We start from the raw sequence: 24,424 nt of genomic DNA, 5'->3' as shown, positions 1-24,424 counted from the left end.
GAGCCGCGTCCAGCCTCTGTATGGAACGTCCTGAGCGCGCCGTTGCGAAACGGCGCGTTCGTGTATCCGGCCGGACCGGAAGCCAGAGGCTGGCCCGCGCCCGTGCCGGATCAGCTTTCGCTGGTCTCCAGATCCGTATGCTCGACGACCTGCTTGATTGTTTTCTTGAGCGGCTGAAATCCCCCAAACAGGCCCCGCAGATCGGCCCGCCGGCTCAGCACGTCCGCCAGCGTATAGCGATCGAGCACATCCAAAAACGCCCGGGTCGCCTCACTGAGGATGTTCGGCAGGCCGCACGCCGGGGCGATCACGCAGGCGCTGCAATCGACCAGATCGAACCCCTGTTCGGTATGGCGCACGATCGCGCCGATGCTGATCTGATCCGGGGCGCGGCCGAGCCGCAACCCGCCGTTGCGGCCGCGCACGGTCGCGAGGAAGCCGACCTGACCCAGATCCTGAACCACCTTCATCAAATGGCTTTTGGAAATGTCGTACACGGTCGCGATCTCGGAGATGGACGACAGACTGCCTTCGTCGCGCGCGCCGACGTGCAACAGCACGCGGATCGCATAATCGGTGTAGCGGGTTAGCTGCATCGCGCCCGCTTATCAGAAAGCGGCGCGTCGTGCTTCGTGGGCACGACATGGCCCGGCCGGGGCCGGGCCAGTTGCAGATAGAAGATGTGGAAGATCATGCGGCCAGATCGGTAGCATGATCGGGATAAGGCGCGATCTTTGGCCGCTCCTTCCCGCCAAGCTCGTCGGCGAAGCCGTGATTGACGTCGCGATGATGCGCCTCGTCCGCGCGAACCTTCAGCACCACATCGCGTAACGTCGCGCTGCTGGGCATCTTCCAATAATGGCAGGCGATGGCGGGGGCGGGCCCATTGGGCATACGGCCGGCGTCGATCGCCTGCAGGAAGTGCGTGTAGCTGATCACGGCTTCTTCCTCGAAATAGCCGACAACGCGGTGTGCCACCCGCGGTGCAAGCAGATACAGGCCGAAAAAGGCGCAATAAAAGCCCCACTGGACCAACAGGATCAGCAGGCGTTCGAACAGGTTGGGCTGCGCCACCTTGACGAAGGTCATCAGGTGCATGCGCTCATTTTCCGCTTCCTCCATCAGGGTGCGGATCCAGCCATTGTCGTCGCACATCCGCCGCAGGCACCGCAGGTGCGTCAGCGTGGCGCCGACCATCCCCGGTACTGCGGCGACGGTCTCGATCACGATAGCGCGGTGGCCGTGTCGTTCGCGAAAGAAGGTGTCTGCGAAGAAGCGCATCGTCTTGGTGAAGCCCAGCGCAACCCGATCCCCGGCATTTTCGGGCCGACGATGCTCAATGCTGACGGGCAGATGCTCAATCATGTCTTCCTCCCTCGATGCCGGTCGCGGACCGCCGCGAGTCGCAAAAGGTGCATCCGCAATGATCCTTTCTGCGCACCGGTTCAAGCTAAAAGATGTACTTGCTATGAATCTTTTCCGGACTAATAGATTCATCCGTGATGAATGATTGATTCGGGAGTCCGATCATGTCCGGCCTGCAGCTTGAAGAAACCGCGATCCGACCGGTGGTCGAGAGATTTTATGAACGGGTGCGGGCGGATGCGACGCTGGGGCCGGTCTTCCAGGCGGCGGTGCACGACTGGGACGATCACCATGGCCGGCTGACGGATTTCTGGTCTTCCGTGATGCTGACGAGCGGACGCTACAAGGGCAATCCCGTGGCCCTGCATCTGCGGCACGCGCAGGCGCTCACCCCCGCTGCGTTCGACCGCTGGCTGACATTGTGGGCGCTGACGACCGAGGAAATGCTGCCGCTTCCCGTCGCGCGCGCGATGCAGGCCAAGGCCGCCCGCATCGCCGAGAGCCTCCAGCTTGCCATCCAATATCGGCGCAGCGCCGCCTGACATTTTCAAAGGAGATACTGATGACCGCATCCCTGAGTCCGACGACGATTGCGCTGGTGAAGGCGACCGTGCCGGCGATTGCGCAGCATGGCTCCGCCATCACCACCGCCATGTATGCCCGCCTGTTCGAGACCGATCATATCCGGGCGTTGTTCAACCATGCCAACCAGGGCGAAAGCGGCGCGCAGGTGCATGCCTTATCGGCCGCGATCCTCGCTTATGCGCAGAATATCGAAAATCTCGGCGCACTGGCGCCGGTGGTCGAGCGGATCGCCTACAAGCATGTCGGCTATCATATCCTGCCCGAACATTATCCTTATGTCGCGACGGCGTTGCTGGCGGCGATCAAGGAGGTGTTGGGCGAGGCCGCGACGGACGAGGTGCTCTCCGCCTGGGGAGAGGCCTATTGGTTTCTGGCCGATATCTTGAAGGCGCGCGAGGTCGTGCTGCGCGACGATATCCTCCAGGCCGAAGGGGGCTGGACGGGCTGGCGGCCGTTCGTCGTCGCCGACAAGATCCGCGAGAGCAGCGTCATCACATCCTTCATTCTGCGCCCGGCCGACGGCGGGCCTGTGCTGCGGCACCGCGCGGGCCAATATCTGACGTTCAAGCTGAAGCCTGCCGGCCAGCCGGAGCTCAAGCGCAATTATTCGATCTCGTGCGGACCGAACGGCCAATATTATCGCATTTCCGTCAAGCGAGAGGCGAACGGGCAGGGCGGATCGCGCTTTCTGCACGATGTCGTGCAAGTCGGCGACGTTCTGGAAACCACACCGCCCGCCGGCGACTTCTTCCTGCAGGATACGCCACAGCGGCCGGTGATTTTGCTGTCGGGCGGGGTCGGCCTGACGCCGATGGTCAGCATGATGGAGGCGATCGCCGCGGACCATTCCGATCTGGAAGCCCATTATGTCCATGGCACCGTTTGCAGCGACACACATGCGATGGACGCGCATGTCCGCGCGCTGGCGAGGGGCCACGGCAATATCTCGGTAACGACATTCTACAGCCAGCCGCAGGCGAACGATCAACTCGGCGAAACGCATGACGGCGAGGGCTTCGTGTCGGTCGATTGGCTGGCGCGCACCACGCCGCTGCAGGATGCGGATGTCTATCTGTGCGGGCCCAAGCCGTTCCTGCGATCCTTCGTCAGCGGGCTCGCGCTGGCGGGCGTTCCCGCCGACCGTATCCATTACGAATTCTTCGGCCCCGCCGACGAACTGATGGCGGCATAGCGCCATGATCGTCGCGGACGAGATCGGACGCATCCGGCTGATACGCGCGGATGCAGGCAGGCCGGCGACGATGGAGCGCCTGGGCCAACGGGATTCAACTTTGCAGAAGGAGGTCAGCGATGCACGAGCGTGAACAGCAGGAGGATCGGGCCGCGCCCCCGTTGGAAGCAGCGCGTCACATACCGGGTGCGGAGTCCCGTCCCCCGTCGCTGCCCTACCGATCTTCCCCGATATTTACAGCAGAGACGCTCCCGCAGGCGCTGCAGCAGGAGCATCGTACCCGACGCGGCGTTTGGGGTGTGATCACCATCCTGGAAGGCGCGCTGCGCTACCGCCGGCTGGACGGAAGCTCCCCCGTCATTCTGACACCGGATCTGCCGGGGCTGGTGCGCCCGGACGAGCCCCATTTGGTCGAGCTTATCGGGCCGGTTTCCGTGCGCATCGATTTCTTCGATCACGCGCCAGTGGGAGTGGGGCCATGGACTTGCTGAGCATGGCCGCCGAGACGGGATCGATCGAAGAGTTGGTCGATCCCGCGCCCGAACATGATCCCGTCTTGATACGAATCGCCCGGGCGATCGGTATCGCCGATGCCGATCGGGGAGCGCGCGTGGAGCAACATCCCCATTCGTTGCTCGGAAAGATTCGCTCCTTGATCTCGCGCAGTTGGACGCCGCTGGCCGATCCGGTGCTGGAAGCATGCCGGCGCGACGCCTTTCAACAACGGCGCGCCGTGCTGGCGGGCAAGCGGTGACGCTGCCCTATGCCCGTCACGATGAGAGATTGGGTCGAAACTGCTTCCGCATCATGTCCATATAGCGGACCTCGCCGGCTTCCCGGCGCGCCGTGACGAGCGGCTTGATATCGTCGGTCGCGACCCAGCGTAGCCGATCCGATGGATCGATGGTGGCCGCGAAGATGACTTCCGCCACGTCCTCCATCGTCGCGCCCGAACGGTTCGCGCGGATGGCGTCGAAGACTTGGGCAGCCCCCGCCAGAAATGGAGCATAATCTTCGATCCGCTCCGCCTGTGCCGCTTCGGTGTTCGCGCGCTCACCGAAGCGGGTGCTGGTCACGCCGCCGGGCTCGACCAGCCGCACGCGGATGCCGAGCGTCTCCAGCTCGTAGCTTAGCGATTCCGAAAAGCCTTCGACCGCGAATTTGGAGGCGGTGTAGAGCGAAATCAGCGGAAGCCCGAACACGCCCGCGCCCGATGTGACGTTGACGATCGTGCCACTGCGCTGTTGCCGCATGATCGGCAGCACCGCGCGGGTGACGTCCATCAATCCGAACAGATTGACCTCGAACTGCTCGACGATCTTGGTGCGGGGCGTCTCTTCGAACACGCCGGAAAGCCCGAAGCCGGCATTATTGATCAGCGCGTCGAGACGCCCGAACCGGTCGCGCGTCAGCGCCACGGCGGTAGCGATACTCTCGGCATCCTGAACATCCAGGCGCGTCACCAGGATAGTGTCGCGCCGCGCCAGATCGTCTCCGCTGGCGGGGTCGCGCATCGTCGCGACGACGCTCCATCCACGGTCGGCGAACAGCCGTGCGGTAGCGGCGCCGAAGCCACTCGAACAGCCGGTAATCAGAACGGTCGGTGTCATCATGATCTCCTTCGATATTGCGCGATCGTGCAGGGTGGCGGGATCAGACCCGTGGCGTCGTGGCGGTTGATGGGGCATTGGCGATCAAGGCGCGGACACAGCTTCTGGCACGGGTCTTCCGGCACACCGGACATTAGCGCGCGCCTGTCCGTGCGCCTCAGCGCTTCCGCATCATCTGAACGGCCTGATCTGTCGTCCAGAGCCCGTTCGCCATGTAGCGGAAGTTGATGAGGGCGGCGAGGTAACCATCCCCCTCCGGCAGCTTGGGTGCGGCGATCGCGTCGCGCACGACGGCGACCTCGAACCCTTCCTCCAGCAACTGGCGAACGTGGGACTCGACGCACATGTTGGCGAGCATTCCAACGATGATGACCTGGTCGATACGCTGCTTGCGCAGCTGGAAGGCGAGATCGTTGACCTGGGGGCCGTAAAGCTTGTGCGGCGACGCGATCACCGTCTTCCCATCGAAAATGAACGGCTTGAACGCAGGCAGGAAATCGGCGCCGGACCCTTCGAACCCCTCCGATGTATACGGACCCGCCCGATCAAACACGCCGGCGTCATGCTGGAATATCTCCAGCGGGCCCTGGACGCGCCACTGATGATCCCAGTGATAATAATGGTGCGGTGAAATCGCGACCATCATGCCGGCCGCCTTGGCCGCGGTGAGGAGCTGGGTGAGGTGGGGGATGAGCTGCTGTTCGGTCACACTTTCGCTGACGACCGGCCAAGCCTTTCCGCGCGGATCCATGAAATCATTCTGGGGATCGATCACGATCAATGCCGCGCGGGTGGGATCCAGCACCATCGAGCCCCTTTTCAAGGCAGGCTTGGACGGATCGGCATAGCTGGGCTGCTGTGCGAAGGCGGCCGGCGTGGGCATGACTATGGACGCGGCGAGGGCGACCGACAGCGCTTCGACGATGGTGGATAGGCGACGGCGATTGCGAGACATGGTTAGCTCCAGCGCAGGTCGCGGCGAAAGCAGCCGCGTTCCGCCAGGGACATGCACAAACCGGTCAGGTCCGCCGACTGCACGAACCGCCAGCTAGAGCGATACGAAGGGATTGCTTCGGCAGACGCGATCGTCTGCCCGCATCGTCGTAGACGACGCCGCGCGCGTGCAGATCCTCATCTGGTCGTGGTGCACGTGTCTATCTTATGGTCGCGGCCGCCGGTGCGGCACGGCGACCCGCTAGAGATCGATCATGCCGCGTTGCAGCGCCCTCGTTACGGCATGCGTCCGATCCGCGACGTCCAGCTTCACGAAGATGTTCTTGAGATGCGCCTTAATGGTTTCCTCGGCGACCCCGAGCTGGAGTCCGATGTCGCGATTGGCGAGGCCGCGTGCGACTTCGCGCAGCACGGCGATTTCTCGCTCGCTCAGATTGGTGTCGGCGACGTGCGAGGCGATTTCGTCGGCCACGTCGCGGTGGATATGGCGGCGGCCGGCATGGACGCTCTTGATGGCTGCCACCATCTCGGTGCGCAGGCTGCTCTTCAGCAGATAGCCCTGCGCGCCCGCGCGCAGCGCCCGAATGGCCTGCCCATCGCCCCCATAGGTGGTGAGCACCAGGATGCGCGCGTCGGGGGATTCGGCCCGGATGGCGGCGATCGCCTCGAACCCGTTGATGCCCGGCATCTGAAGGTCCATCAGCACGACGTCGGGCTGCAGCATTCTGAACATGTCGATCGCCTCTGCCCCGTCGCCCGCCTGGCCGACCAGCTGGATGTCGGCGCAATTCTCCAGCATCGCCGCGACGCCTTCGCGCAGCACGGGATGATCGTCGACCACCATCAGGCGAATGCATGCCGATCCGTCTGCCATCATCTCTCTCTGCCCGGCCTCGGCCGGTCCCGTACGATCCGGTCCTTGTCGCGCGAACGCAGGATGAAGCGTATCCCGGACAGCGGTAGCGGTCTTTCCCCCGAACGGGGAATAGGCGTGCTGCGTCGATCGGCTATCTTGAGGCGCCCGCAATCCATGGCAACCCCCGGGTCGGCCGCGTGCAGGCGGATCGAACGGGCCGCGCGCGCGCCCTCGTCGAAACTGGGAGGCAAGGGCGCATGCCAGCTTATGCGTGGAAGACCGACGCGGCCGGTGCGTTCACCTATCTGGATCCCCGCTTTCTGCAGTGGCGCGGGCAGACGCTGGGCGAGCATGGCGTCAATCACGATGGTTCGCTCGGCTATGTCGAGGCCGTCCACCCCGACGACCGAGCGGATTGCCTGGGTCGTTGGATGGAATGCCTGCGCGACGGTACGCCCTTTCTGACCGAGTTGCGGCTGTGCGATGCCGTCGGCGATTACCGATGGTGGCGCGCCGAGGGTCTGCCGTCTTGCGATGACGCCGGGCAGATCGTCGAATGGTCGGGTTCGGTGATCGATGTGCACGATCTGAAACTGGCAGAAGCGCGATTGCGAGCGCGCGAGCGGGAGCTGATGCACCTGGCGGACACGGTTCCGGTGCTGATCTGGAGCGCATCGGCAGAAGGCGAACCGATCTTCATCAATCGCCGTCTGTCGGAATGGGCCGGCATCCGGATCGACGACCTTGACGAGGAAACGGATCGCAGCCGTCTGGCGGTTGCGGTTGCCCAGACCGTCCATCCCGAGGATGCGGCGAAAGTGGCGGCGGCGTTGAACGCCGCTTTCACGTCCGGCGCGCCCTTTGCGATGCGATATCGCCACCGTTGCGCCGACGGATCCTATCGCTGGGTCGAGGGAAATGCAGAGCCGCTGCGCAGCGACGATGGCACAATCTTGCGCTGGTATGGCGTATCGCGCGACATCGAGGACGAGGTTCGCGACCGCGAGGCATTGCGAAAAACGCGGGAGCGGCTGGATAGTGCGACGCAGCTCGCCAGTCTTTCGACATTGGCGGCGTCGATCGCGCACGAAGTGAACCAGCCCCTGGCGGCGATCGTAACCAATGCGCAGGCGGCGCAGCGTTGGCTTGCGGCCGATCCGCCCAATTTGGAGCGCGCCCGCGCCATCATCGGGCGGATTGTCGATGCCGGGCAGGGGGCAGCCGATGTCGTCCAGCGGATCCGCGCGCTCTTCAATCCGCAGGACCGTCAACGCGAATGGGTCGATGTGAATGCGCTGATCGTCGATGCCGCCTCCCTGATGGCCGACAATGTCGGTGTCAGCGGCGCCCGGCTTAACCTCATGTTGTCGCCCGCATTGCCCGTGATCCTGGCCGATCCGGTGCAGGTGCAGCAGGTGGTCGTGAACCTGATCCGCAACGCGATCGAGGCGATGGACGGCATGCACGCGGCGTCGCTGGACGTGGAAAGCCGGCTGCAGGACGGTTCGGTGCTGATCAGCGTGTGCGATGCGGGGCCGGGCCATGCCGACATTGCAGGCATGTTCGAGCCCTTTGTGACGACGAAGACCGGCGGGATGGGCATGGGCCTCGCCATTTGCCGTTCGATCGCAGAAGCGCACGGTGGCAGTCTGAAGGCCGAGGCGGCCATGCCCGGCCTTCGCATGATCCTGGCACTGCCTCAGGCGGCAATGGCGGTACGACATGCGCGGCGCGCCTGACATGACAATCGGCGTCACCCGAGCAGACGCCGTCCGAAGAGGGAGAAGCGCCCCGTCGGCTGGAAGATGAGGCGACCCGGCAGGTCCAGCAGGACGATGGTGCCGCCACCACGCAGGCTTCTGATCGTCAGCCGGCCCTTCATGCGGGCGGCGCGCTCGCGCATGCCGATCAGCCCGAAATGGCCTGGCAAAGCATTTTGTTCGAGCATGGCCGATGCAATGCCGACGCCATCGTCGCGCACGGAAATTGTCAGGCCGCGTCGTGCGAACCGGGCGACGATTTCCACCTGTTTGGCAGCCGCATGCCGCGCGACGTTGAACAGGGCCTCACTCACGATCGCGGCAATTTCATTGGCGATCGCCGGGCGCAGCAGGCGCGGGTTGCCTTCGATGACGATCGACACCGGTGTCGCCGGACCGAGCATCGAATCTTCCGCGAGCGCGCGTAGCCGCTGGGGCAGATCGCCATGTTCGGCCGGGCCGCGCAGCGCGAGCACGCTTTCCCGCGCCTCTACCACGACCGCGTCGGCGCGCTTCAACACTGCCTCCAGTCGCGGTTGTTCCGCCGGCGCCAAACGATCAGCGAGCGCCTGAAAGCTCAAGATCAGTCCCTGTATGCCCTGCAGCAGCGTATCGTGAAGGTCGCGTGCGATCCGTTCGCGTTCGTCGATCCGCTCCTCCATCCGGTTGTGGAGCCTGCGCGTAATCTGCCGCGTGCGATAGGCGAAAGCCGCCCAGCCGAGCAGCAGCACCCCCAGACCCACGATCAGCAGGAACCAGCGCGACTGCAGGAAGGTGGGTGGGATCTGGAATATTACGGACGCGCCCTCGCGATTCCATACGCCATCCTGGTTGGCGGCGATGACGTGAAACCGGTAATGGCCGGGCGCAAGATTGGTGAAGAAGGCCTGGCGCCGCGCACCCGCGTCCACCCAGGCGGCATCCTGCCCCTCCAGACGATATAGCACGCGGGTTTCGCGCGGGCTGAAGAAGTTCATGACCGCAAAGTCGATCTCGATATCGCGCGTGCCTGCGGGAAGCCGCAATTTCTGGGGATCGCGATAGAGCCGATCGGCCATCAACGCGCTGATGGCGACACGCGGCGGCCGCATATTGCGGCCGATGTCACCGGGATCCAGCCACAAGGTGCCCGATTGGCTGGAAATCCAGAGCCGGCCGTCGCCGCCTTCCACCAGCGCATGACGGCTGTGCGCATGCGGCGGGCTCCTGAGCCCATCGGCGCCGCTGAAGATTTGCGCGGTTGGCGCGACGGCGGGATGATCGAAGGCAGCGTCCAGATCGCGGGTTTGCAGGCGCACGATCCCGGTGGCGCCCGCCAGCCAGGTCTGGCCCTGTGCGGTCTGCACGATGCCGCTGACACGGTTGAGCGTCGCGATATTGGCAGGCGCGCGTGCCACGCGGCCGTCTCGCACGCGCATCATGCCGAGCGGCGTGGCGACATAGACCGATCCGCTGCCCCCGCTGTAGAGCGTGACTTCGTCATTGGCGTGGATCGGGAACGGGATGGGGGCGGTGTTGCGCAGGCCATTGTCGAACCAGGCCAGCATTCTGGGTTGCCAGTGCAAGACGATCGCGCCGGACCCATCGACGATCATCGATCGCGGCAAGCCTGATTCTCCGGCGGGGCCGGCGACATGCTGCCAGCGGCCCTGATGGTAGCGCAGAAGTCCTCCGCGCGCGGCGCTGACCCAATAATCGCCATGCCGATCGAAGGCACAATCATATAATGTCGCGCGCGTCGGAACCGGTGCGATCGGACGGGACATACGGCCGTTGCGCCAGTGCACCACGTCCGTATCCAGGGTGATGCGGATTCCGCCATCGGGGGCTTCGCACAGCGTGCTCGGCTCCGTGCGGCTGCGCAAGATCGCTTCGGGGCGTCCGCCGGGGCGCACGCGATAGACGGTTTTCGCCTGGCCGATAAAGACCGAACCATCCGATGCGCGCAGGAGCAGGTCGCCAAAGGCGGCCGGCGCATCCAGCTGCGGATAATGCCGCACCGTCGCCGGCCAGAACCGATCTATCCCCTTTTCCGTGCTGGCCCAGATATTCCCCTCCTGATCCTGGAGAAGCTGGCTGGTCGCATTGGACGACAGACCATCCGCGACCGTGAAATGCTCGACGGCCGCGCGGGCGGCGGCGGGTGAGGCGGCGCCGCGCGGATCGGGATGGGCGACGCGTTCGATGCCGCCATAATAGGTGGCGATCCAAAGGTTGCCGGCCCGATCGAATATCGGCTGGCCGCGAACCTGGGCGGCGTCCGTGGCGTAGGCGAAACGTCGTGGCGGTGGCGCGCCGCGCCCGCCGGGCCCGGTGAGGGGATAGCTGCCGCGACGCTCCGAAATCCAGATCCGACCCTCCGGATCGGTTGACAAAGCGCCAAGGCCGCGCGGGGTCCGCAGCACGATTTCCAGCTTGCCGCCGGCGGCGTCAAGACGCGCGACGGACCGCCCCAACGATATCCAGACGGCGCCGTCGGCGGCGATGACCAACCCAACCGCATTGTCGGGCGCGGCTTCGGGGGCTGCGAAGCGCGTCCACCGGCCGGCCCGCCACCGCAGCAGCGGTTTCTCGATATCATCCGTCAGGATCCAGATCGCACCGTCCGGCGCCTCTGCCATCCGAATGACGTGCGCCGGCGCGGTGCCGGCAACCCAGTGCAAGTTTCCATCGCGATAAACCGCGAAGTGCAGCGATCGATCGAAGTTCGTCCAGACTTCACCATTTGCGCGCACGAGCAGGGTCGATGGCGCGCCGTGCCGCATCGTATCGATTGCGGCGCTGATCCGTTCAAACTCAATGCCGTCGAAGCGAAACAAGCCCTCGCCGGTGGCAAGCCACAGGAAGCCGCGACGATCCTGCGCCACGGCGGTGACGGGCGCCGGGATCTCCCCCGCAGCGCTCCAGCGCTGGTGGGTATAATCGTGGATGGAGCGCGAGGCGCCCTGCGCATGGGTAGCGATCAAGGACGCCGCGAGCAGCGCAATCAGCAGCCGTCCCATCGCTTTCTTCGCCGCCCCCTCTACCCCCCGCCCGGACCCTTATCGCGGCTTTGCCTGCCCGCGAAGGGTGTAGCGGGCAGGCAAAGCCACGATCGAACGTGCCGGATTACTTCCTGACCGCGATAGGGATTCTGTCCGCCGGGAAACACTGACCGGAAGGATAGGGCTACGTCCGTCTCCCGGCGGAATATTGCATCTGGCCGGCATACTGGACCTAGGTATGATAGATATGCCTGCGCCATCGGCAGACAGACGGGTCCAACGCTGTCGCCAGATGAGATCGCATGTGTCATCCATTCCCGTCCTCGCGATCGTAGACGACGATCCGGCCGTGCGGCAGGCGCTTTCCGATCTGGTGGAGGCGATGGGCTTTCGGACATCCAGTTTCGACAGCGCCGCAGACTTCCTGGCCGCCTTCACGCCCGGCATATTTGCCTGTGTCCTCTCGGACATCAGGATGCCGGGCACCGACGGCCTGGAATTGCAGACAATGTTGGGCGCGCGCGATCCGGCGCTGCCGTTGATCTTCGTGACGTCGGTTCAGGACGGCGACGTCCACCGGCAGGCCCGGCAGCGGGGCGCGCGCGCGATTTTGTCGAAGCCGGTCGATGCAGACGCGCTTGAGCGGACGCTGCGCTCCGTTCTTTGGCGCCGCTAGGCTGCCGCTTCCTGGCGCACCGCTTTATTGTCCTGCGCGATCAGCGCCGGCTGGATCACCTCCCAGGCGCGGATAAGCGCGCCCACCGTGCCGAACTCCATCTTGCTCATGACGTTACCGCGGTGCAGCTTTACCGTCACTTCGCTGATCTCCATGGCGTAGGCGATCTGCTTGTTGAGGCGGCCAAGGCAGACAAAGCCCATCACCTCCCGTTCACGAGGGGTGAGGCGCGCATAACGCTGCAGCAGCGCGTCGCGGATGTGGTCGGCCTTGCGCCGGGCACGGTCACGTTCGATCCCGGTGGTGACCGCGTCCAATAAGGTCTGGTCGCGCGCGGGTTTCACCAGGAAATCCACAGCGCCCGCCTTCATCGCCTGAACCGACATCGGAATATCGCCATGCCCGGTGAGAAAAATGATCGGCTTGGACAGGCGCCGATCGTCGAGCGCCTGCCGCTGCAGTTCGAGGCCGCTGCCACCCGGCATCCGGACGTCCAGTATGATGCAGCCCGGCCGATCGGGAAGCGTTGCAGCGATCAGATCGGCGGGCGAGGCGAAGGCAAGGGACTCGATTCCCACCGAGGCCAGCAGTTCGCCCAAGGCATCGCGCACATTCGTGTCGTCATCGACGATCAGCACGAGCGGCGTATCGCCGGTGCGCATGGGACCCTCCATCTGCTGGTTTCAGCGATGCTTCCATAGCGGCACCGACCGTGCGTCACGATCCCCGCTGGCGGGAGCGGCTTATCCCCCATCTGGGGGAGAGGGGGCAGGGCGTTGCCGGGGGCGCCCTGCACGAAAGTGTAGGCCCGCCGATATACCTGGCCGGACTATCCTCGCATCCCGTCCGATAGCGATGCTTGGCGCCGTGGCGGCATGATCGGCGGGTCGGCAGCGCTGCGCTTTCGACCTTAGCTTCCGGGGAAGACCGCCATGCCGTGCCATGACCGACCGCTTTCGATCGAAATGGTCCGGCGGGACCTTCTCAAAGCCGGGCTGGCCACAACCGCCGCGACCACGCTGCCGCTCGCGGCCTTCGCGCACGATGCTGCCCGCAAATCCGGCGCCACCGCATCCCCCAGCAGAAGGACACAGGCGATGAACTACGTAACCACCCAGGACGGCGTCGACATATTCTACAAGGACTGGGGTCCCAAGACAGCCCAGCCGATCATGTTTCATCATGGCTGGCCGTTAAGCGCGGACGATTGGGACAGCCAGATGATGTTCTTCCTCCTCCAGGGCTTCCGCGTGGTGGCGCATGACCGGCGCGGCCATGGCCGTTCCAGCCAGGTCGATGGCGGCCACGACATGGATCACTATGCAGCGGATGCTGCGGCGGTGGCGGCGCATCTCGATCTCAGGAATGCGGTGCATGTCGGCCATTCCACCGGCGGGGGCGAGGCGACGCGTTATGTCGCGCGGCACGGCAAAGGACGTGTGGCGAAGCTGGTCCTGATCGGTGCGGTTCCACCCGTGATGGTGAAGACGGCTGCCAATCCCGGCGGCCTGCCGATCGCGGTGTTCGACGATTTCCGCACGGGGCTGACCACGGATCGCGCGCAATATTATCTCGATATCCCAAGCGGCCCTTTTTACGGCTTCAACCGCGCCGGTGTCGCGACCATTCCCGGCGTCGTCCAGAATTGGTGGCGCCAGGCAATGATGGGCGCGATCAAAGCCCAATATGACGGCGTGAAGGCCTTTTCGGAGACCGATTTCACCGAAGATCTGAAGCGGATCGACGTGCCGACCCTGGTCCTGCACGGCAGCGACGATCAGGTCGTACCGGTCGATGACAGCGCCCGCCTGTCGGCCAAGCTACTGAAAAATAGCACGCTGCACGTCTATGACGGCTTGCCGCACGGGATGATCACGACCCATGCCGATCAGATCAATCGCGACATACTGAGCTTCGTACGACGCTGATCCGACCGCTCGGGTTAGGGGGCGACGCGTATCGGTGCCTCTTTTCGGGATCGGGCGGAGGTGAACGTGGATCATCCTCTTCACTGGAATTGGTGCCCCGTCGTCTGCAATAGCAGGCGCATGACGGACTTGCGCACTTTCTATCCGCCGATCGAACCGTATGAAACCGGCATGCTGGACGTCGGCGACGGCCACCATGTCTATTATGAGCGCAGCGGGACGCCGGGCGCCAAGCCGGCGGTTTTCCTGCACGGCGGCCCGGGCGGGGGCATTTCCCCCACCCACCGCCGCCTGTTCGATCCGAGCCTTTACGACGTGCTCCTTTTCGATCAGCGCGGTTGCGGGCGATCGACGCCGCATGCCGGTCTGGACGCGAATACGACCTGGCACCTTGTCGCCGATATCGAGCGGCTGCGCGACCATGCCGGCGTGGACAAATGGCTTGTTTTCGGGGGCTCGTGGGGATCCGCCCTAGCGCTCGCTTATGCTCAGACACATGGGGAGCGGGCCAGCGAGCTGGTGCTGCGCGGGATATTCACCGTGCGCGAAAGCGAGCTGCACTGGTATTATCAGTTCGGCGCCTCCGAAGTGCACCCCGAGAAGTGGGATGAATTCCTGGCGCCGATCCCGGTGGAGGAGCGCGGCGATCTGCGTGCGGCCTATCGCCGCAGGCTGGTCGGCGACGACGAACGGCAACGGCTGGAGGCGGCGCAGGCCTGGGCGCTGTGGGAGGGGCGAACGCTGACGATCCTGCCCGACGCGACCATGGCGGCAGGCTTTGGCGATCCGCATTTCGCGCTGGCCTTTGCGCGGATCGAAAACCACTATTTCGTCCATCATGGCTGGCTCGAAGACAACCAGCTGCTGCGCGACGCCCACCGCCTGCGCGGCATACCGGGTACGATCGTGCAGGGGCGCTATGACATGGCCTGCCCGACCCGCACCGCATATGAGCTGCATAAGGCATGGCCGGAGGCGCGCTTCCACCTGATCGAAGATGCGGGCCATGCCTTTTCCGAACCGGGGATCCTGGATCGACTGATCCGCGCGACCGACGACTATGCCCGATCGCCGGCGGGGTGAGCGGGACAGAAGCTGACGTATTGCCAGCGCCGCGCCGCTACTAGGGGCTGCCGGGCTCTGATCGGCATGGCCATGTCGTGCTCGACAGCTCAATGTCATGCTGCGAATCGTGCCACTGAACCGCGCCGGAGCGGCCGGCGGCATGCTCGCGCAATGCCGTCTGACCGGACAGACCGCCGGTGCGCTGGTCGCATCGACGGTGCTGCTGCTGCGGGGGCCGCTATCGCCGGGCGCGCTGATCGCGGGCGCCGGCTGTGCGCTGCTATCCGCTTTCTTTGCCATGCGCCGGTCGCCCCGGCGAGGCCCCGAACCTATTCCAAAGTCGGAAGCCCCGGCAGGAGCTTATCCAAGGTGATCGGAAACTCGCGCACGCGCACGCCCGTCGCATTATAGATGGCGTTGGCCACGGCGGCGCCCGACCCGCAGGTGCCGAGTTCGCCCACGCCCTTGGCCAGAAGCGGATTGGCCGCATGATCCCGCTCGTTGAGGAACAGCACGTCGATATCGGGAATATCGGCGTGAACCGGCACATGATATTCGCCGAGGTCGCGATTGACCACTTTGCCGGTACGGGCATCGTGCACGAGCTCCTCGGTCAGGGCGCCGCCAATGCCGAAGACGATGCCGCCAATGGCCTGCGACGTCGCCGTTTTCGTATTGATGATCCGTCCGGCAGCGAGGACGCTGTTCCAGCGCGTCAGCCGCACTTCGCCCGTCGTCGCGTTGACCCGTGCCTCGCAGAAATGCGCGCCATAGGACGCCTGGCTGAAGCGGTGAGCGCTCTCCCCTGGCGCCACTTCGCCGTCCACTTCCATGCCTTCGCCGACAAGGCTCTGGAGCGCGTGACGTTGGTCGCGGGCGGACAGGGCGTCGTCGGCAAAAGTGGCCTCCTCGATCGTCACGCCCGCCGCCTCGGCCAGCATTTCGCGCAGCTTGCTGCATGCCGCGTAAACCGATGAGCCGGCGGTGGTGGCGCCCCAGCTGCCGCCCGACCCCGCACTGCGCGGTTGATCGGTGTCGCCCAAGCGGACCGCGATGCGATCGATCGATACGCCCAGCAGATCGGCGGCGATCTGGGCCAGGATCGTATATGTGCCCGTGCCGATATCGGTCATCTCGCTTTCGATGACCACATGGCCGTCGGGCTGGATCCGGACCCGCGCGGTGCTCGGCCCGAACAGATTGCCCCGGGCCGATGCCGCCATGCCATGGCCGATCAGCCACTCACCCTCGCGCAGGCCGCCCGGGCGCAGATTGCGGCTCGACCAGCCGAAACGCTGCGCGCCTATACGCAGGCATTCGGTCAGCGAACGGCTGGAAAAGGGTATGCCCAATTCGGGGTGGATTTCGGGCTCGTTGCGCAACCGCAGTTCGACCGGGTCGACGCCCAGCTCTTCGGCAAGCTCGTCCATCGCGCATTCGAGCGAGAGTTGCCCCACCGCCTCGCCCGGGGCCCGCATCGATACGGCGAGCAGCTTGTTCACCCGAACGACCTTATGATCGACCAGCCGGTTGTTGCCTTCGTAGAGCAGATGGGAGGCGATGCCGGCGGGCTCGAAGAAGACTTCGCCCGCAAGCTGATCGGTGATCGTTTCATGCGCGATCGCCGTCATCTTGCCCGACCCGTCGGCGCCAAGCCGCATGCGTTGCCGGGTTGCGGGGCGGCGGCCGGTCACCTCGATAACGTTCTGGCGCGTCAGCGCGATCTTGACCGGCCGTCCGACATGCTGCGCGGCGATGGCCGCGGCAGCGGATTCCGGCATCAGGCCCAGTTTGCCGCCGAAGCCGCCGCCGACGAAGGGCGACTGGATGCGGACCTTTTCCGCATCGACGCCGAGTACGGTCGCAAGCTGGTCGCGCGCCGTGGCGGGCGCCTGACTGGATGCGTACAGCGTCAGCCGGTCATCCTGCCACATGGCGATCGCGCTGTGCGGCTCCATCGCCGAGTGGCTCTGGCTGGGCGTGGTCCAGACCGAATCGACCCGCGCCGTCGCGCCCTGCATCGCCTGATCGACATTCCCCTGTTCGGTGTGGATCAGGAACAGGCCGAATATGTCGTCGGTCGGGGGCTCGGCAGTGTCGAGCGCGGCGTCCATATCGAAGCGGCCGTCATTGGCCGCCTCGAACTCGACCTGCACGGCCAGCGCGGCGGCGCGGGCCTGTTCGAACGTTTCCGCGACGACAACGCCGATCGGCTGGCCGAAATAGACGACATCCTGGACTCCCTGGGCGGGCGCCGCAGCGCCGGCGAAGTCGCCCCCGTTGCGGATGAGCCGACCGTCGGTAACCACCTGAAGAACGCCGGGCATGGTTTCCGCTGCAGTGGCCTCCAGACGGGTGACGCGGCCTTTCCCGAACGGCGCGCGGATCAGCACGCCATGGGCGAGCCCATCCGGAAAATGCTCCCCGGCATAAGGCGCGCGGCCGGAGACTTTGAGGGGGCCATCGATCCTGTTGCGGGGCGTGCCGACATGCGGCTTTTGCACCTGATCGAGCAGGCTCTGTTCGAAGGGCGCATCCATCGTGATGCTGGATTTGGTCATGCCGCTTCTCCGACAAGCGCCGTGAGGCAGGCGATCAGCGTTCGCCTGAACAAGGGAATCTTGAAATCGTTGGCGCCGTGGCTCTCGGCACCCGCCAGGATATGATCCGCCACGCGCCCGAACAATGCGGTGCCGGGTTCCTCACCGATCATCAGCCGTTCCGCGTCGCGGTCTCGCCACGGCATCGTGCCAACGCCGCCAAAGGCGAGAGCCGCCGCCGCAATCCGGCCATCCTTCACCTCGACGATGCCGGCGATGGAGACCAGCGCGAAGGCGTAGGACGCGCGATCGCGGACCTTGCGGTAGAATTGCCGTCCGGCCAGCGGCGGTGGCAGCGTGACGGCCGTGATCAATTCGCCGGGCTCCAGCCGGTTCTCAATCTGTGGCGTGTCGCCCGGCAGGCGATATAGTTCGTCGAGCGTCAGCGACCTGCCGTCCCCGGATCGCCGCATCGTCTCCACGCGCGCGTCCAGCGCGCGCATCGCCACCGCCATGTCGGACGGGTGGGAGGCGATACAGTGGGGCGACGTGCCCAGGATCGCCATGATGCGGTTGAAGCCGCCGATGGCGGCGCAGCCGCTGCCCGGTGCGCGTTTGTTGCAGGGCGATGCCGGGTCGTAGAAGAAGAAGCAGCGTGTCCGCTGCAGCAGATTGCCTGCCGTCGTCGCCTTGTTGCGCAATTGCGCGGATGCGCCGGCCAGGATGGCGCGCGACAGCACCGGATAGCGGCTGCGCACCCGCATGTCGGCGGCGAGTTCCGCGTTGGTGACGAGCGCGCCGATCCGCAGCCCGCCATCGGCCGTTTCTTCGACGCCCCGCAGATCGAGCGCACCGATGTCGATCAGATGCGGCGGTCGTTCGACGCCCAATTTCATGAGATCGAGCAGGTTGGTCCCGCCCGCGATGAAACGCGCATTTGGACGTGCGCGTGCGGCGTCGAGCACGTCCACGGTGGAGGACGGGCGGACATAGTCGAAGGCGATCATGCCGCCTCTCCCTCACGCGCATCCGCATAGGTCGTGATCGCCTGAACGATGCGCGGATAGGCGGCGCATCGGCAGATGTTGCCGCTCATCCGCTCCCGTATCTCGCCCGCATCGAGGATCGGTGGTTCCGCGACCTCCCCGCTGACATGGCTGGGCCAGCCGGCATCGACCTCCCCCAACATACCCAAAGCCGAGCAGATCTGCCCAGGCGTGCAATAACCGCATTGAAAGCCGTCCGCTTCGATGAAGGCGGCCTGCAACGGGTGTAAGTGCTCCGGCGCGCCGATACCCTCGATCGTCACGATCGCATCGTCGCGATGCATCATCGCAAGGGTCAGGCAGCTGTTGATCCGCCGCCCGTCCACCAGCACCGTGCAGGCGCCGCATTGCCCGTGGTCGCACCCCTTCTTCGTACCGGTCAGCTGCAAATGCTCGCGCAGGGCGTCGAGCAACGTCACGCGCGCATCGATCTTCATCGATCGTTGAACGCCGTTGACGTTGAGGGTCAATTCGACACCGGTATCCGCCTCGATCCAGTCCACACGCGCTCCTTTGGTCTTCGGGCCACAAGATCGCACATCATCCGTCCGACGATGCGCGCCAATTTGTCGGCGCAGCAGCGACTGCCAGGGTGCAATGATGATGGCGTTTATGAAGGATGTGCCCGGCGCGGCGCGGAAGGCCGGCGCCGGGCTGGCACCGTCAGCGGGTATTTGCCGCCCGCTCGATCAGGCTGGCGACCTCTGGCGCATGCGACACCATCACGACATGCGAAGCGCCTTTCACCACGACGGCCTGCTTCACGTGCGCTCGCTCTGCCATGAAGGCCATGGCGGCCGGCGGGATATTCCTGTCCTGATCGCCATAGATGAACCATGACGGCGTGGTCTTCCAGGCGGGCGCGGTCGACGCTTCCGCCAGCGCGGCTTCGGCGATCGGCCGTTGCCCTGCGGCCATCAGCCTGGCCGCCGCGACGGGAACGTCGGCGGCAAATTGATCGTGAAACCTGGCCTGCAGGATATAGAGATCCTTCCCGCCGCTGGTGAGATTTACCGCCGGGGCCAGCGCCGTTGCGAGCGTGCTGCCGGGGAATTTGCCCGTAAGCCCAACCGCGGTTTCGCCCGCATCCGGCGCGAACGCCGATACGAAGACGAGCGCCTTTACATTTGCCCGCCCTTGGGCGGCCTCGCTGATGACCGAACCGCCGTAGGAATGACCCACCAGCACCACCGGACCGTCGACGCTTCGGACGACATCGGATACGACGCTGGCATCGGAGCGTACGCCGCGCAACGGGTTCGGCGCGGCGATGACCGTGTAGCCATCCCGCTCCAGGATCGTGATCACGCCATTCCAGCTGGACGAATCCGCGAACGCGCCGTGGACCAGCACGATTGTCGGCCTGGTCGTCTGGGCCTGCACCGCGGGAGCGATCAGCGCCGTGGCAAGCGCGAGGCCGCCGGCAATCAGTCGGTTCATCTTCATTCTCCTAGGCAGGGCGCACCCGATCGTTCGCGCCCAAGTTGACCAAGCGGCCCCGATCACCCGGCCGGCTTTGCAAGCGCGGCCTTGAAAGCGGCATTGTCGAGAAAGGCGGTCACCGCCACGACGCGGTCACCGCGGACGGTCATCACCCACAGATAGGTGTTGCGATAGTGCGATCCGTCGTGGAACGGCGCGGTGCCGTCCCAATGGACCAGCACGTCGTCGCCATCGGTCCAGATCCGTCGAACATTCGGCGTCAGCGGTCCCGCCAGCCGCGCCTTCAGCGGGACCGACGTCGCGTCCAGCAAAGCCTGACGCGACCGATAGGTTTTCGCGATATCCGGATCCTGTCCGGTTATGTGCCAGACCACATCATCCGACAGCAGGGAAAAGATGTCGAACTGGCCCGTGCCCCAACGGGCAAAGGCATCCTGGATCAATGCGCGGTTCGCAGCCTGAACGGCGGTGGGCATAATCATGGCATCCTGAGCAATCGATGGAGACGGCAAGGCCATCGCGAGCAGGACACTGGCGAAACAGGAAAGCGGGTATCGCAAGGCGGGCTCCTTCGTGATGGCACCGTCCTTCCGAACCCGCCTGGTGGCGGACGGTTCGTGTCCGAAATGTCGCGCTTGCGCGGAAGTGCGCTCTCGCTAGCGAACCGACGTGCGCGCCGCGCCGGGCGGAGGCTCGCTTTGTTCGAGCCGGTTTCGCACGAACTGCATGAACGCATCGATCGCCACCGATCGATGCCCGTCGATCGGCGTGTAGATGAAGGACGGCCAATAACAGTGATTCCAGTCCGGCAGGATTTCGATCAAACGGCCCTCTCGCAGATGCTCCGCCGCGACGCAGTCCAGCAAGCGGACGATGCCGATGTCGTTAAGCGCCGCAGCCACGAGTGACGGCGCGTCATTCAACGTCAGGCCGCCATCGGTTGCGATAGGCTGCTGCTCGCCTGCCGCAGTGATGAAGTTCCAGACATGCGGTTTGCCGGTGGCTTCGTCGAGCATGCGGATACAGCGATGATTGTCGAGCAGTTCCCGCGGGCTGGTCGGCGCGCCGCGTTGTTCGACATAGGATTTGCTCGCGCAGGTCACGACGCGACTGTGCAGCAGAAGGCGCTTGTCGAGATCGCGTGATTTTGGTTCACCGAAGCGGATCGCCGCGTCCACGCCTTCCAGCAGCAGATTGTCGACGCGGTCGCGGACCAGCAAGTCGATTTTGACCTGCGGGTTTTGCGCCAGAAATTCGGGCAGGATCGGGATGAGCAGGTAGGGGCCGAGCGCGCCGTCGGTCGATATGCGCAAATGGCCGCGGATGTTTGCGGGCGTGGCGGGCGTCGCGATCCGGCCCAGAGCCTCCAGCATCGGCGTCGCCTCGTCGAGAAAGGTGCGGCCCTGATCGGTCAGCTTGATCGCGCGCGCATTGCGATCGAACAGTCGCATCCCGGTGCGATCCTCGAGCCGGCCGATCGCCTTGGCCACGCCCGAGCGGGACAGGCCCAGCCGCTCGGCCGCCCGCGCATAATTGCCCGTGCGCGCGACCGCGACGAACACGGTGATGCCGGCGATTATTCTACCATCGAACAGCGGATCTTCTCCTTCGGGGTTCGCGCGTGCGCCCTATGCCGGAGCGCGATGCGCAGGGTGTGGCAGCAGACTCTCCGTCCCGGCGAAACGCTGCAGACCGAAAGCGCCTGCGGATGGGACCGCGCCGGGCTTGCCGGACAGACCTGGTTTCCGATGATCGGAGGGACGCTGAAAATACGGGTACGGGCCCAAAATAGGGAGCGTTATCATCGCTGTCGATCCGCCACCAAAGCGCGTGCGCGATACCTTTACCAATTCCCATGCATGTTGAAATTAGGGAGCGTTATCATCGCTGTCGATCCGCCACCAAAGCGCGTGCGCGATACCTTTACCAATTCCCATGCATGTTGAAATATCGTCGCAGCAGGGCGGACACTTACGCACGCGCATCGATCCGCGCGCCGGCATAAACGGGGGCATCTCCGCGCTTCCATCCAGCGCGATGCAAAGGGATCGCCCGCATGAAACATTACATCCTGTTTCTAGAATTCAGTGACAGCTACGAGGCGCGTCGTCCGGAATTTCGCGACGAACATTTGACGAAAGCCTGGGCCGCGGTCGACCGCGGCGAACTCATTCTGGCAGGGGCGCTCACCGATCCGGTCGATACCGGGGTGATCCTGTTCAAAGGTGATACGCCCGCCGCGGTGGAAAAGTTCGCGAAGGAGGATCCTTATATCAATAACGGTCTGGTGCGGAATTGGCATATCCGGGAATGGACCACCGTCGTCGGCCATGATGCGTCCGAGATCCTGCGACCGAAGTGAACGGGCGCCTCATATCGCGCCGACCGGCTCCGGTGAGCCGGCCTGACGTGCCACGCTGTCGCGGGAAGGCGGCGCGCCGAATAACCGGGCATATTCACGGCTGAACTGCGAGGCGCTTTCATAGCCCACCGCATAAGCGGCCTTGGCCGCATCGGTGCTGGTCGCCAGCATCCGGCGCGCGGCCTGCAGGCGGAGTGTTTTTTGATATTGGAGCGGGCTCATCGCGGTCGCGGCTTTGAAGTGGCGGTGGAAGGAAGGGATACTCATCCCCGCAATGTCGGCGAGCATTCCGACCGGCAGCGCCTGATCGAAATGCCGCCGGATCCAGTCGATCACCCGGCGAATGCGGGATAGCCGGCTGTCGTCTCGGGCAATCTGACGCAGCATCGGGCCATGCCCGCTTTGCAGCAGCCGGTACAAAATCTCGCGTTCGCGCGCCGGTGCGAGAAACGGTATGTCGGCGGGTGTGTCGAGCAGCGCAAGCAACTGATCCCAGGCTTCGAGCAGCAAAGGTGTCACGGGCGCCACCCCGAATCCCGTGGATGGCGCCGCCGCCGACGACGCCGCGGGCAGGTCTGCCAGAAGGTCTGACAGCGCGTTTCGGTCAAGGGCCAGCGCCGTAACCACATAGGGCGCATCGCGTGAGGCCTCGATCACGCATCCGGTCGCGGGCAGCTCGAGCGAGGCGACGAAGCAGCTCGCCGCGTCGTAGCGCAGCAGCTGATCGCCGATCATCACCTGCTTGGCGCCCTGCAATACCATGCAGATCATCGGCTCGTACACGGATGCGACCGGCACGTGGCTGACGTCCGAAACGCCGATGGCGACGCGCGGAATTGCCGTTTCCAGCTGCATGCCATCGGTATGATGGCGCACCCGGCGGCACATGCGATCGAGCAGGTCCTGCATAAGCGCAAGATCGGGCGCGCACCCCGTTCCTGCAAGTCAGTTGATAGGATTAGGCAAGCTGGCGAGAGGATCGGGCATCGGATCTGTCCGTCGAACCGCCATCTCGCTGTCGGCGGGCGCGGCAATCACGTCCGGTGCGATGATCCAAGGAGACGAACATGACCGACATTTTCGGTGCCACCTCAACCACGGACGACGTTCTTGCCGGGGTCGACCTTTCCGGAAAGCGCGTGCTTGTGACCGGCGCCTCTGCTGGCCTGGGCGTTGAAACGTGCCGGGTGCTGGTGGCGCATGGTGCCATGGTCATCGGGGCGGCACGCAATCTGGACAAGGCAGAGCAAGCGACGGCGGGCGTGCGCGCGGCGGTTGCCAACGGTGCCGGCTTCGATCTCATCCAGCTCGACCTCGCTTCGCTTGCCAGCGTGCGCGCCTGCGCCGACGCGCTGGTCGCCGATGGCAGGCCGTTCGACATCGTCATCGCCAATGCCGGCGTGATGGCCCCGCCCCTGGGACGCACGGCGGACGGCTTCGAAACGCAGTTCGGCACCAATCATCTCGGCCATTTCGTCCTGGTCAACCGGATCGCCGGCCTGATCCGCGAGGGTGGGCGGCTCGTGAACCTGTCCTCGGCAGGGCATCGGTTCGCCGACGTCGACCTGAAGGACGCGAACTTCGAACAGACCGAATATGACCCATGGGTCGCCTATGGCCGGTCGAAGACCGCAAACGTCCTGTTCGCGGTGGAGTTTGATCGCCGCCACAAAACACGCGGCGTTCGCGCCACGGCGGTTCATCCCGGCGGTATCCGGACCGAGCTTTCGCGTCACATGACCCAGGCGGATGAGGATGCGTTGATCGGCTCGATCAACGCCGCGCATGCGGCGGCGGGGCTGCCGCCGTTTGAATTCAAGACGATCCCGCAGGGGGCGGCGACCTCTGTATGGGCCGCCGCGGTTGCGGACGCCGGCGCGATTGGCGGCCGCTATTGCGAGGATTGCCACGTCGCCGAAATTCAGGATGGCGAGGGTATCCGTGGTGGGGTGCGCCCCTATGCGCTGGACGAAGCGCGCGCCAAAGCGCTGTGGGCGAAAAGCGAGGAACTGGTCGAAGAGCAGTTCTGATGCGGCGCGGGCGCGACCCGGTCGCGCC

At 65.0% G+C, this 24,424-nt stretch carries 24 protein-coding genes; 10 read left to right on the top strand and 14 right to left on the bottom strand.

Translation table 11 applies throughout. The annotated features are described in order from the left end of the window. Positions 1-110 precede the first annotated feature (110 nt). A complete protein-coding gene (locus ACSBM8_RS17325) occupies positions 111-596 on the bottom strand; it encodes an Rrf2 family transcriptional regulator (protein WP_442679236.1) in 486 nt (161 codons plus the stop codon). Positions 597-690: 94 nt separating this feature from the next. Continuing rightward, a complete protein-coding gene (locus tag ACSBM8_RS17320; protein ID WP_442679235.1) occupies positions 691-1,365 on the bottom strand; it encodes an alternative oxidase in 675 nt (224 codons plus the stop codon). 164 nt (positions 1,366-1,529) lie between these two features. Here ACSBM8_RS17320 and ACSBM8_RS17315 point away from each other — a divergent pair, with 164 nt between their 5' ends. The 4 genes from ACSBM8_RS17315 to ACSBM8_RS17300 all read left to right on the top strand — a co-directional run bounded on the left by ACSBM8_RS17315 (position 1,530) and on the right by ACSBM8_RS17300 (position 3,896). Beyond that, a complete protein-coding gene (locus tag ACSBM8_RS17315; RefSeq protein WP_442679234.1) occupies positions 1,530-1,907 on the top strand; it encodes a group III truncated hemoglobin in 378 nt (125 codons plus the stop codon). Between the two features lie 20 nt (positions 1,908-1,927). Then, positions 1,928-3,142: an NO-inducible flavohemoprotein gene (gene hmpA / locus ACSBM8_RS17310; RefSeq protein ID WP_442679233.1), complete on the top strand. Its 1,215-nt coding sequence runs from the start codon at positions 1,928-1,930 to the stop codon at positions 3,140-3,142. A 119-nt stretch (positions 3,143-3,261) separates the two neighbouring features. Then, positions 3,262-3,633, top strand: coding sequence for a DUF1971 domain-containing protein (locus ACSBM8_RS17305; protein WP_442679232.1), 372 nt, complete (start codon positions 3,262-3,264; stop codon positions 3,631-3,633). Continuing rightward, a complete protein-coding gene (locus ACSBM8_RS17300) occupies positions 3,621-3,896 on the top strand; it encodes a hypothetical protein (RefSeq protein ID WP_442679231.1) in 276 nt (91 codons plus the stop codon). The genes ACSBM8_RS17305 and ACSBM8_RS17300 overlap by 13 nt, the downstream gene beginning before the upstream one ends. A gap of 16 nt (positions 3,897-3,912) precedes the next feature. On the opposite strand, the gene ACSBM8_RS17295 is transcribed toward ACSBM8_RS17300, so the two are convergent. The 3 genes from ACSBM8_RS17295 to ACSBM8_RS17285 all read right to left on the bottom strand — a co-directional run bounded on the left by ACSBM8_RS17295 (position 3,913) and on the right by ACSBM8_RS17285 (position 6,580). Next, positions 3,913-4,755 carry an SDR family oxidoreductase gene (locus ACSBM8_RS17295; RefSeq protein WP_442679230.1) on the bottom strand — a complete coding sequence of 281 codons (843 nt, stop codon included), beginning with the start codon at positions 4,753-4,755 and terminating at the stop codon, positions 3,913-3,915. 154 nt (positions 4,756-4,909) lie between these two features. Beyond that, positions 4,910-5,707, bottom strand: coding sequence for a cysteine hydrolase family protein (locus tag ACSBM8_RS17290; RefSeq protein ID WP_442679229.1), 798 nt, complete (start codon positions 5,705-5,707; stop codon positions 4,910-4,912). Positions 5,708-5,947: 240 nt separating this feature from the next. Further along, positions 5,948-6,580, bottom strand: coding sequence for a response regulator transcription factor (locus ACSBM8_RS17285; RefSeq protein ID WP_442679228.1), 633 nt, complete (start codon positions 6,578-6,580; stop codon positions 5,948-5,950). A gap of 239 nt (positions 6,581-6,819) precedes the next feature. Here ACSBM8_RS17285 and ACSBM8_RS17280 point away from each other — a divergent pair, with 239 nt between their 5' ends. After that, the gene (locus ACSBM8_RS17280) at positions 6,820-8,301 is read left to right on the top strand and encodes a PAS domain-containing protein (protein ID WP_442679227.1); all 1,482 of its coding nucleotides are present in this window, start codon (positions 6,820-6,822) and stop codon (positions 8,299-8,301) included. Positions 8,302-8,315: 14 nt separating this feature from the next. Here ACSBM8_RS17280 and ACSBM8_RS17275 read toward each other — a convergent pair whose 3' ends face one another. After that, a complete protein-coding gene (locus ACSBM8_RS17275) occupies positions 8,316-11,324 on the bottom strand; it encodes a triple tyrosine motif-containing protein (protein WP_442679226.1) in 3,009 nt (1,002 codons plus the stop codon). 286 nt (positions 11,325-11,610) lie between these two features. Here ACSBM8_RS17275 and ACSBM8_RS17270 point away from each other — a divergent pair, with 286 nt between their 5' ends. Beyond that, the gene (locus ACSBM8_RS17270; RefSeq protein ID WP_442679225.1) at positions 11,611-11,982 is read left to right on the top strand and encodes a response regulator transcription factor; all 372 of its coding nucleotides are present in this window, start codon (positions 11,611-11,613) and stop codon (positions 11,980-11,982) included. Here ACSBM8_RS17270 and ACSBM8_RS17265 read toward each other — a convergent pair. Continuing rightward, positions 11,979-12,644, bottom strand: a complete 666-nt coding sequence (locus ACSBM8_RS17265) for a response regulator transcription factor (RefSeq protein WP_442679224.1) — start codon at positions 12,642-12,644, stop codon at positions 11,979-11,981. The genes ACSBM8_RS17270 and ACSBM8_RS17265 overlap by 4 nt on opposite strands. 435 nt (positions 12,645-13,079) lie before the next feature. On the opposite strand from ACSBM8_RS17265, the gene ACSBM8_RS17260 reads away from it, so the two are divergent. Then, positions 13,080-13,910 carry an alpha/beta fold hydrolase gene (locus tag ACSBM8_RS17260; RefSeq protein ID WP_442679223.1) on the top strand — a complete coding sequence of 277 codons (831 nt, stop codon included), beginning with the start codon at positions 13,080-13,082 and terminating at the stop codon, positions 13,908-13,910. A 120-nt stretch (positions 13,911-14,030) separates the two neighbouring features. After that, positions 14,031-14,993 (top strand): prolyl aminopeptidase, encoded by a 963-nt coding sequence (gene pip, locus ACSBM8_RS17255; protein WP_442679222.1) that lies wholly within the window; start codon positions 14,031-14,033, stop codon positions 14,991-14,993. A 311-nt stretch (positions 14,994-15,304) separates the two neighbouring features. On the opposite strand, the gene ACSBM8_RS17250 is transcribed toward pip, so the two are convergent. The 6 genes from ACSBM8_RS17250 to ACSBM8_RS17225 form a co-directional block, all read right to left on the bottom strand. Next, entirely contained in the window at positions 15,305-17,536 is a 2,232-nt protein-coding gene (locus ACSBM8_RS17250; protein ID WP_442679221.1) for a xanthine dehydrogenase family protein molybdopterin-binding subunit, read from the bottom strand. After that, the gene (locus ACSBM8_RS17245; RefSeq protein WP_442679220.1) at positions 17,533-18,522 is read right to left on the bottom strand and encodes an FAD binding domain-containing protein; all 990 of its coding nucleotides are present in this window, start codon (positions 18,520-18,522) and stop codon (positions 17,533-17,535) included. The genes ACSBM8_RS17250 and ACSBM8_RS17245 overlap by 4 nt, the downstream gene beginning before the upstream one ends. Then, positions 18,519-18,998, bottom strand: coding sequence for a 2Fe-2S iron-sulfur cluster-binding protein (locus tag ACSBM8_RS17240; protein ID WP_442681629.1), 480 nt, complete (start codon positions 18,996-18,998; stop codon positions 18,519-18,521). Before ACSBM8_RS17240 ends, ACSBM8_RS17245 begins: the two co-directional genes overlap by 4 nt. A 226-nt stretch (positions 18,999-19,224) precedes the next feature. Then, positions 19,225-20,001, bottom strand: coding sequence for an alpha/beta fold hydrolase (locus ACSBM8_RS17235; protein ID WP_442679219.1), 777 nt, complete (start codon positions 19,999-20,001; stop codon positions 19,225-19,227). A 62-nt stretch (positions 20,002-20,063) separates the two neighbouring features. Next, the gene (locus ACSBM8_RS17230) at positions 20,064-20,486 is read right to left on the bottom strand and encodes a nuclear transport factor 2 family protein (RefSeq protein WP_442679218.1); all 423 of its coding nucleotides are present in this window, start codon (positions 20,484-20,486) and stop codon (positions 20,064-20,066) included. Positions 20,487-20,660: 174 nt separating this feature from the next. Continuing rightward, positions 20,661-21,566 carry a LysR family transcriptional regulator gene (locus tag ACSBM8_RS17225; RefSeq protein ID WP_442679217.1) on the bottom strand — a complete coding sequence of 302 codons (906 nt, stop codon included), beginning with the start codon at positions 21,564-21,566 and terminating at the stop codon, positions 20,661-20,663. Positions 21,567-22,060: 494 nt separating this feature from the next. Between ACSBM8_RS17225 and ACSBM8_RS17220 the strand changes: the two genes are divergently transcribed. Then, the gene (locus tag ACSBM8_RS17220) at positions 22,061-22,366 is read left to right on the top strand and encodes a YciI-like protein (RefSeq protein ID WP_442679216.1); all 306 of its coding nucleotides are present in this window, start codon (positions 22,061-22,063) and stop codon (positions 22,364-22,366) included. Positions 22,367-22,375: 9 nt separating this feature from the next. Here the strand turns inward: ACSBM8_RS17220 and ACSBM8_RS17215 are convergent, their stop codons facing one another. Beyond that, the gene (locus ACSBM8_RS17215) at positions 22,376-23,275 is read right to left on the bottom strand and encodes an AraC family transcriptional regulator N-terminal domain-containing protein (protein ID WP_442679215.1); all 900 of its coding nucleotides are present in this window, start codon (positions 23,273-23,275) and stop codon (positions 22,376-22,378) included. Positions 23,276-23,433: 158 nt separating this feature from the next. On the opposite strand from ACSBM8_RS17215, the gene ACSBM8_RS17210 reads away from it, so the two are divergent. Then, positions 23,434-24,396, top strand: a complete 963-nt coding sequence (locus ACSBM8_RS17210; protein WP_442679214.1) for an SDR family NAD(P)-dependent oxidoreductase — start codon at positions 23,434-23,436, stop codon at positions 24,394-24,396. Positions 24,397-24,424 lie beyond the last annotated feature (28 nt).

The sequence above is a fragment of the Sphingomonas sp. ASY06-1R genome, from assembly GCF_052180265.1.
Taxonomy (GTDB): Bacteria; Pseudomonadota; Alphaproteobacteria; order Sphingomonadales; family Sphingomonadaceae; genus Sphingomonas_I.
The sequence above is the reverse complement of the archived record's forward strand: the minus strand, read 5'-3'. Positions and strand labels throughout refer to the sequence as shown.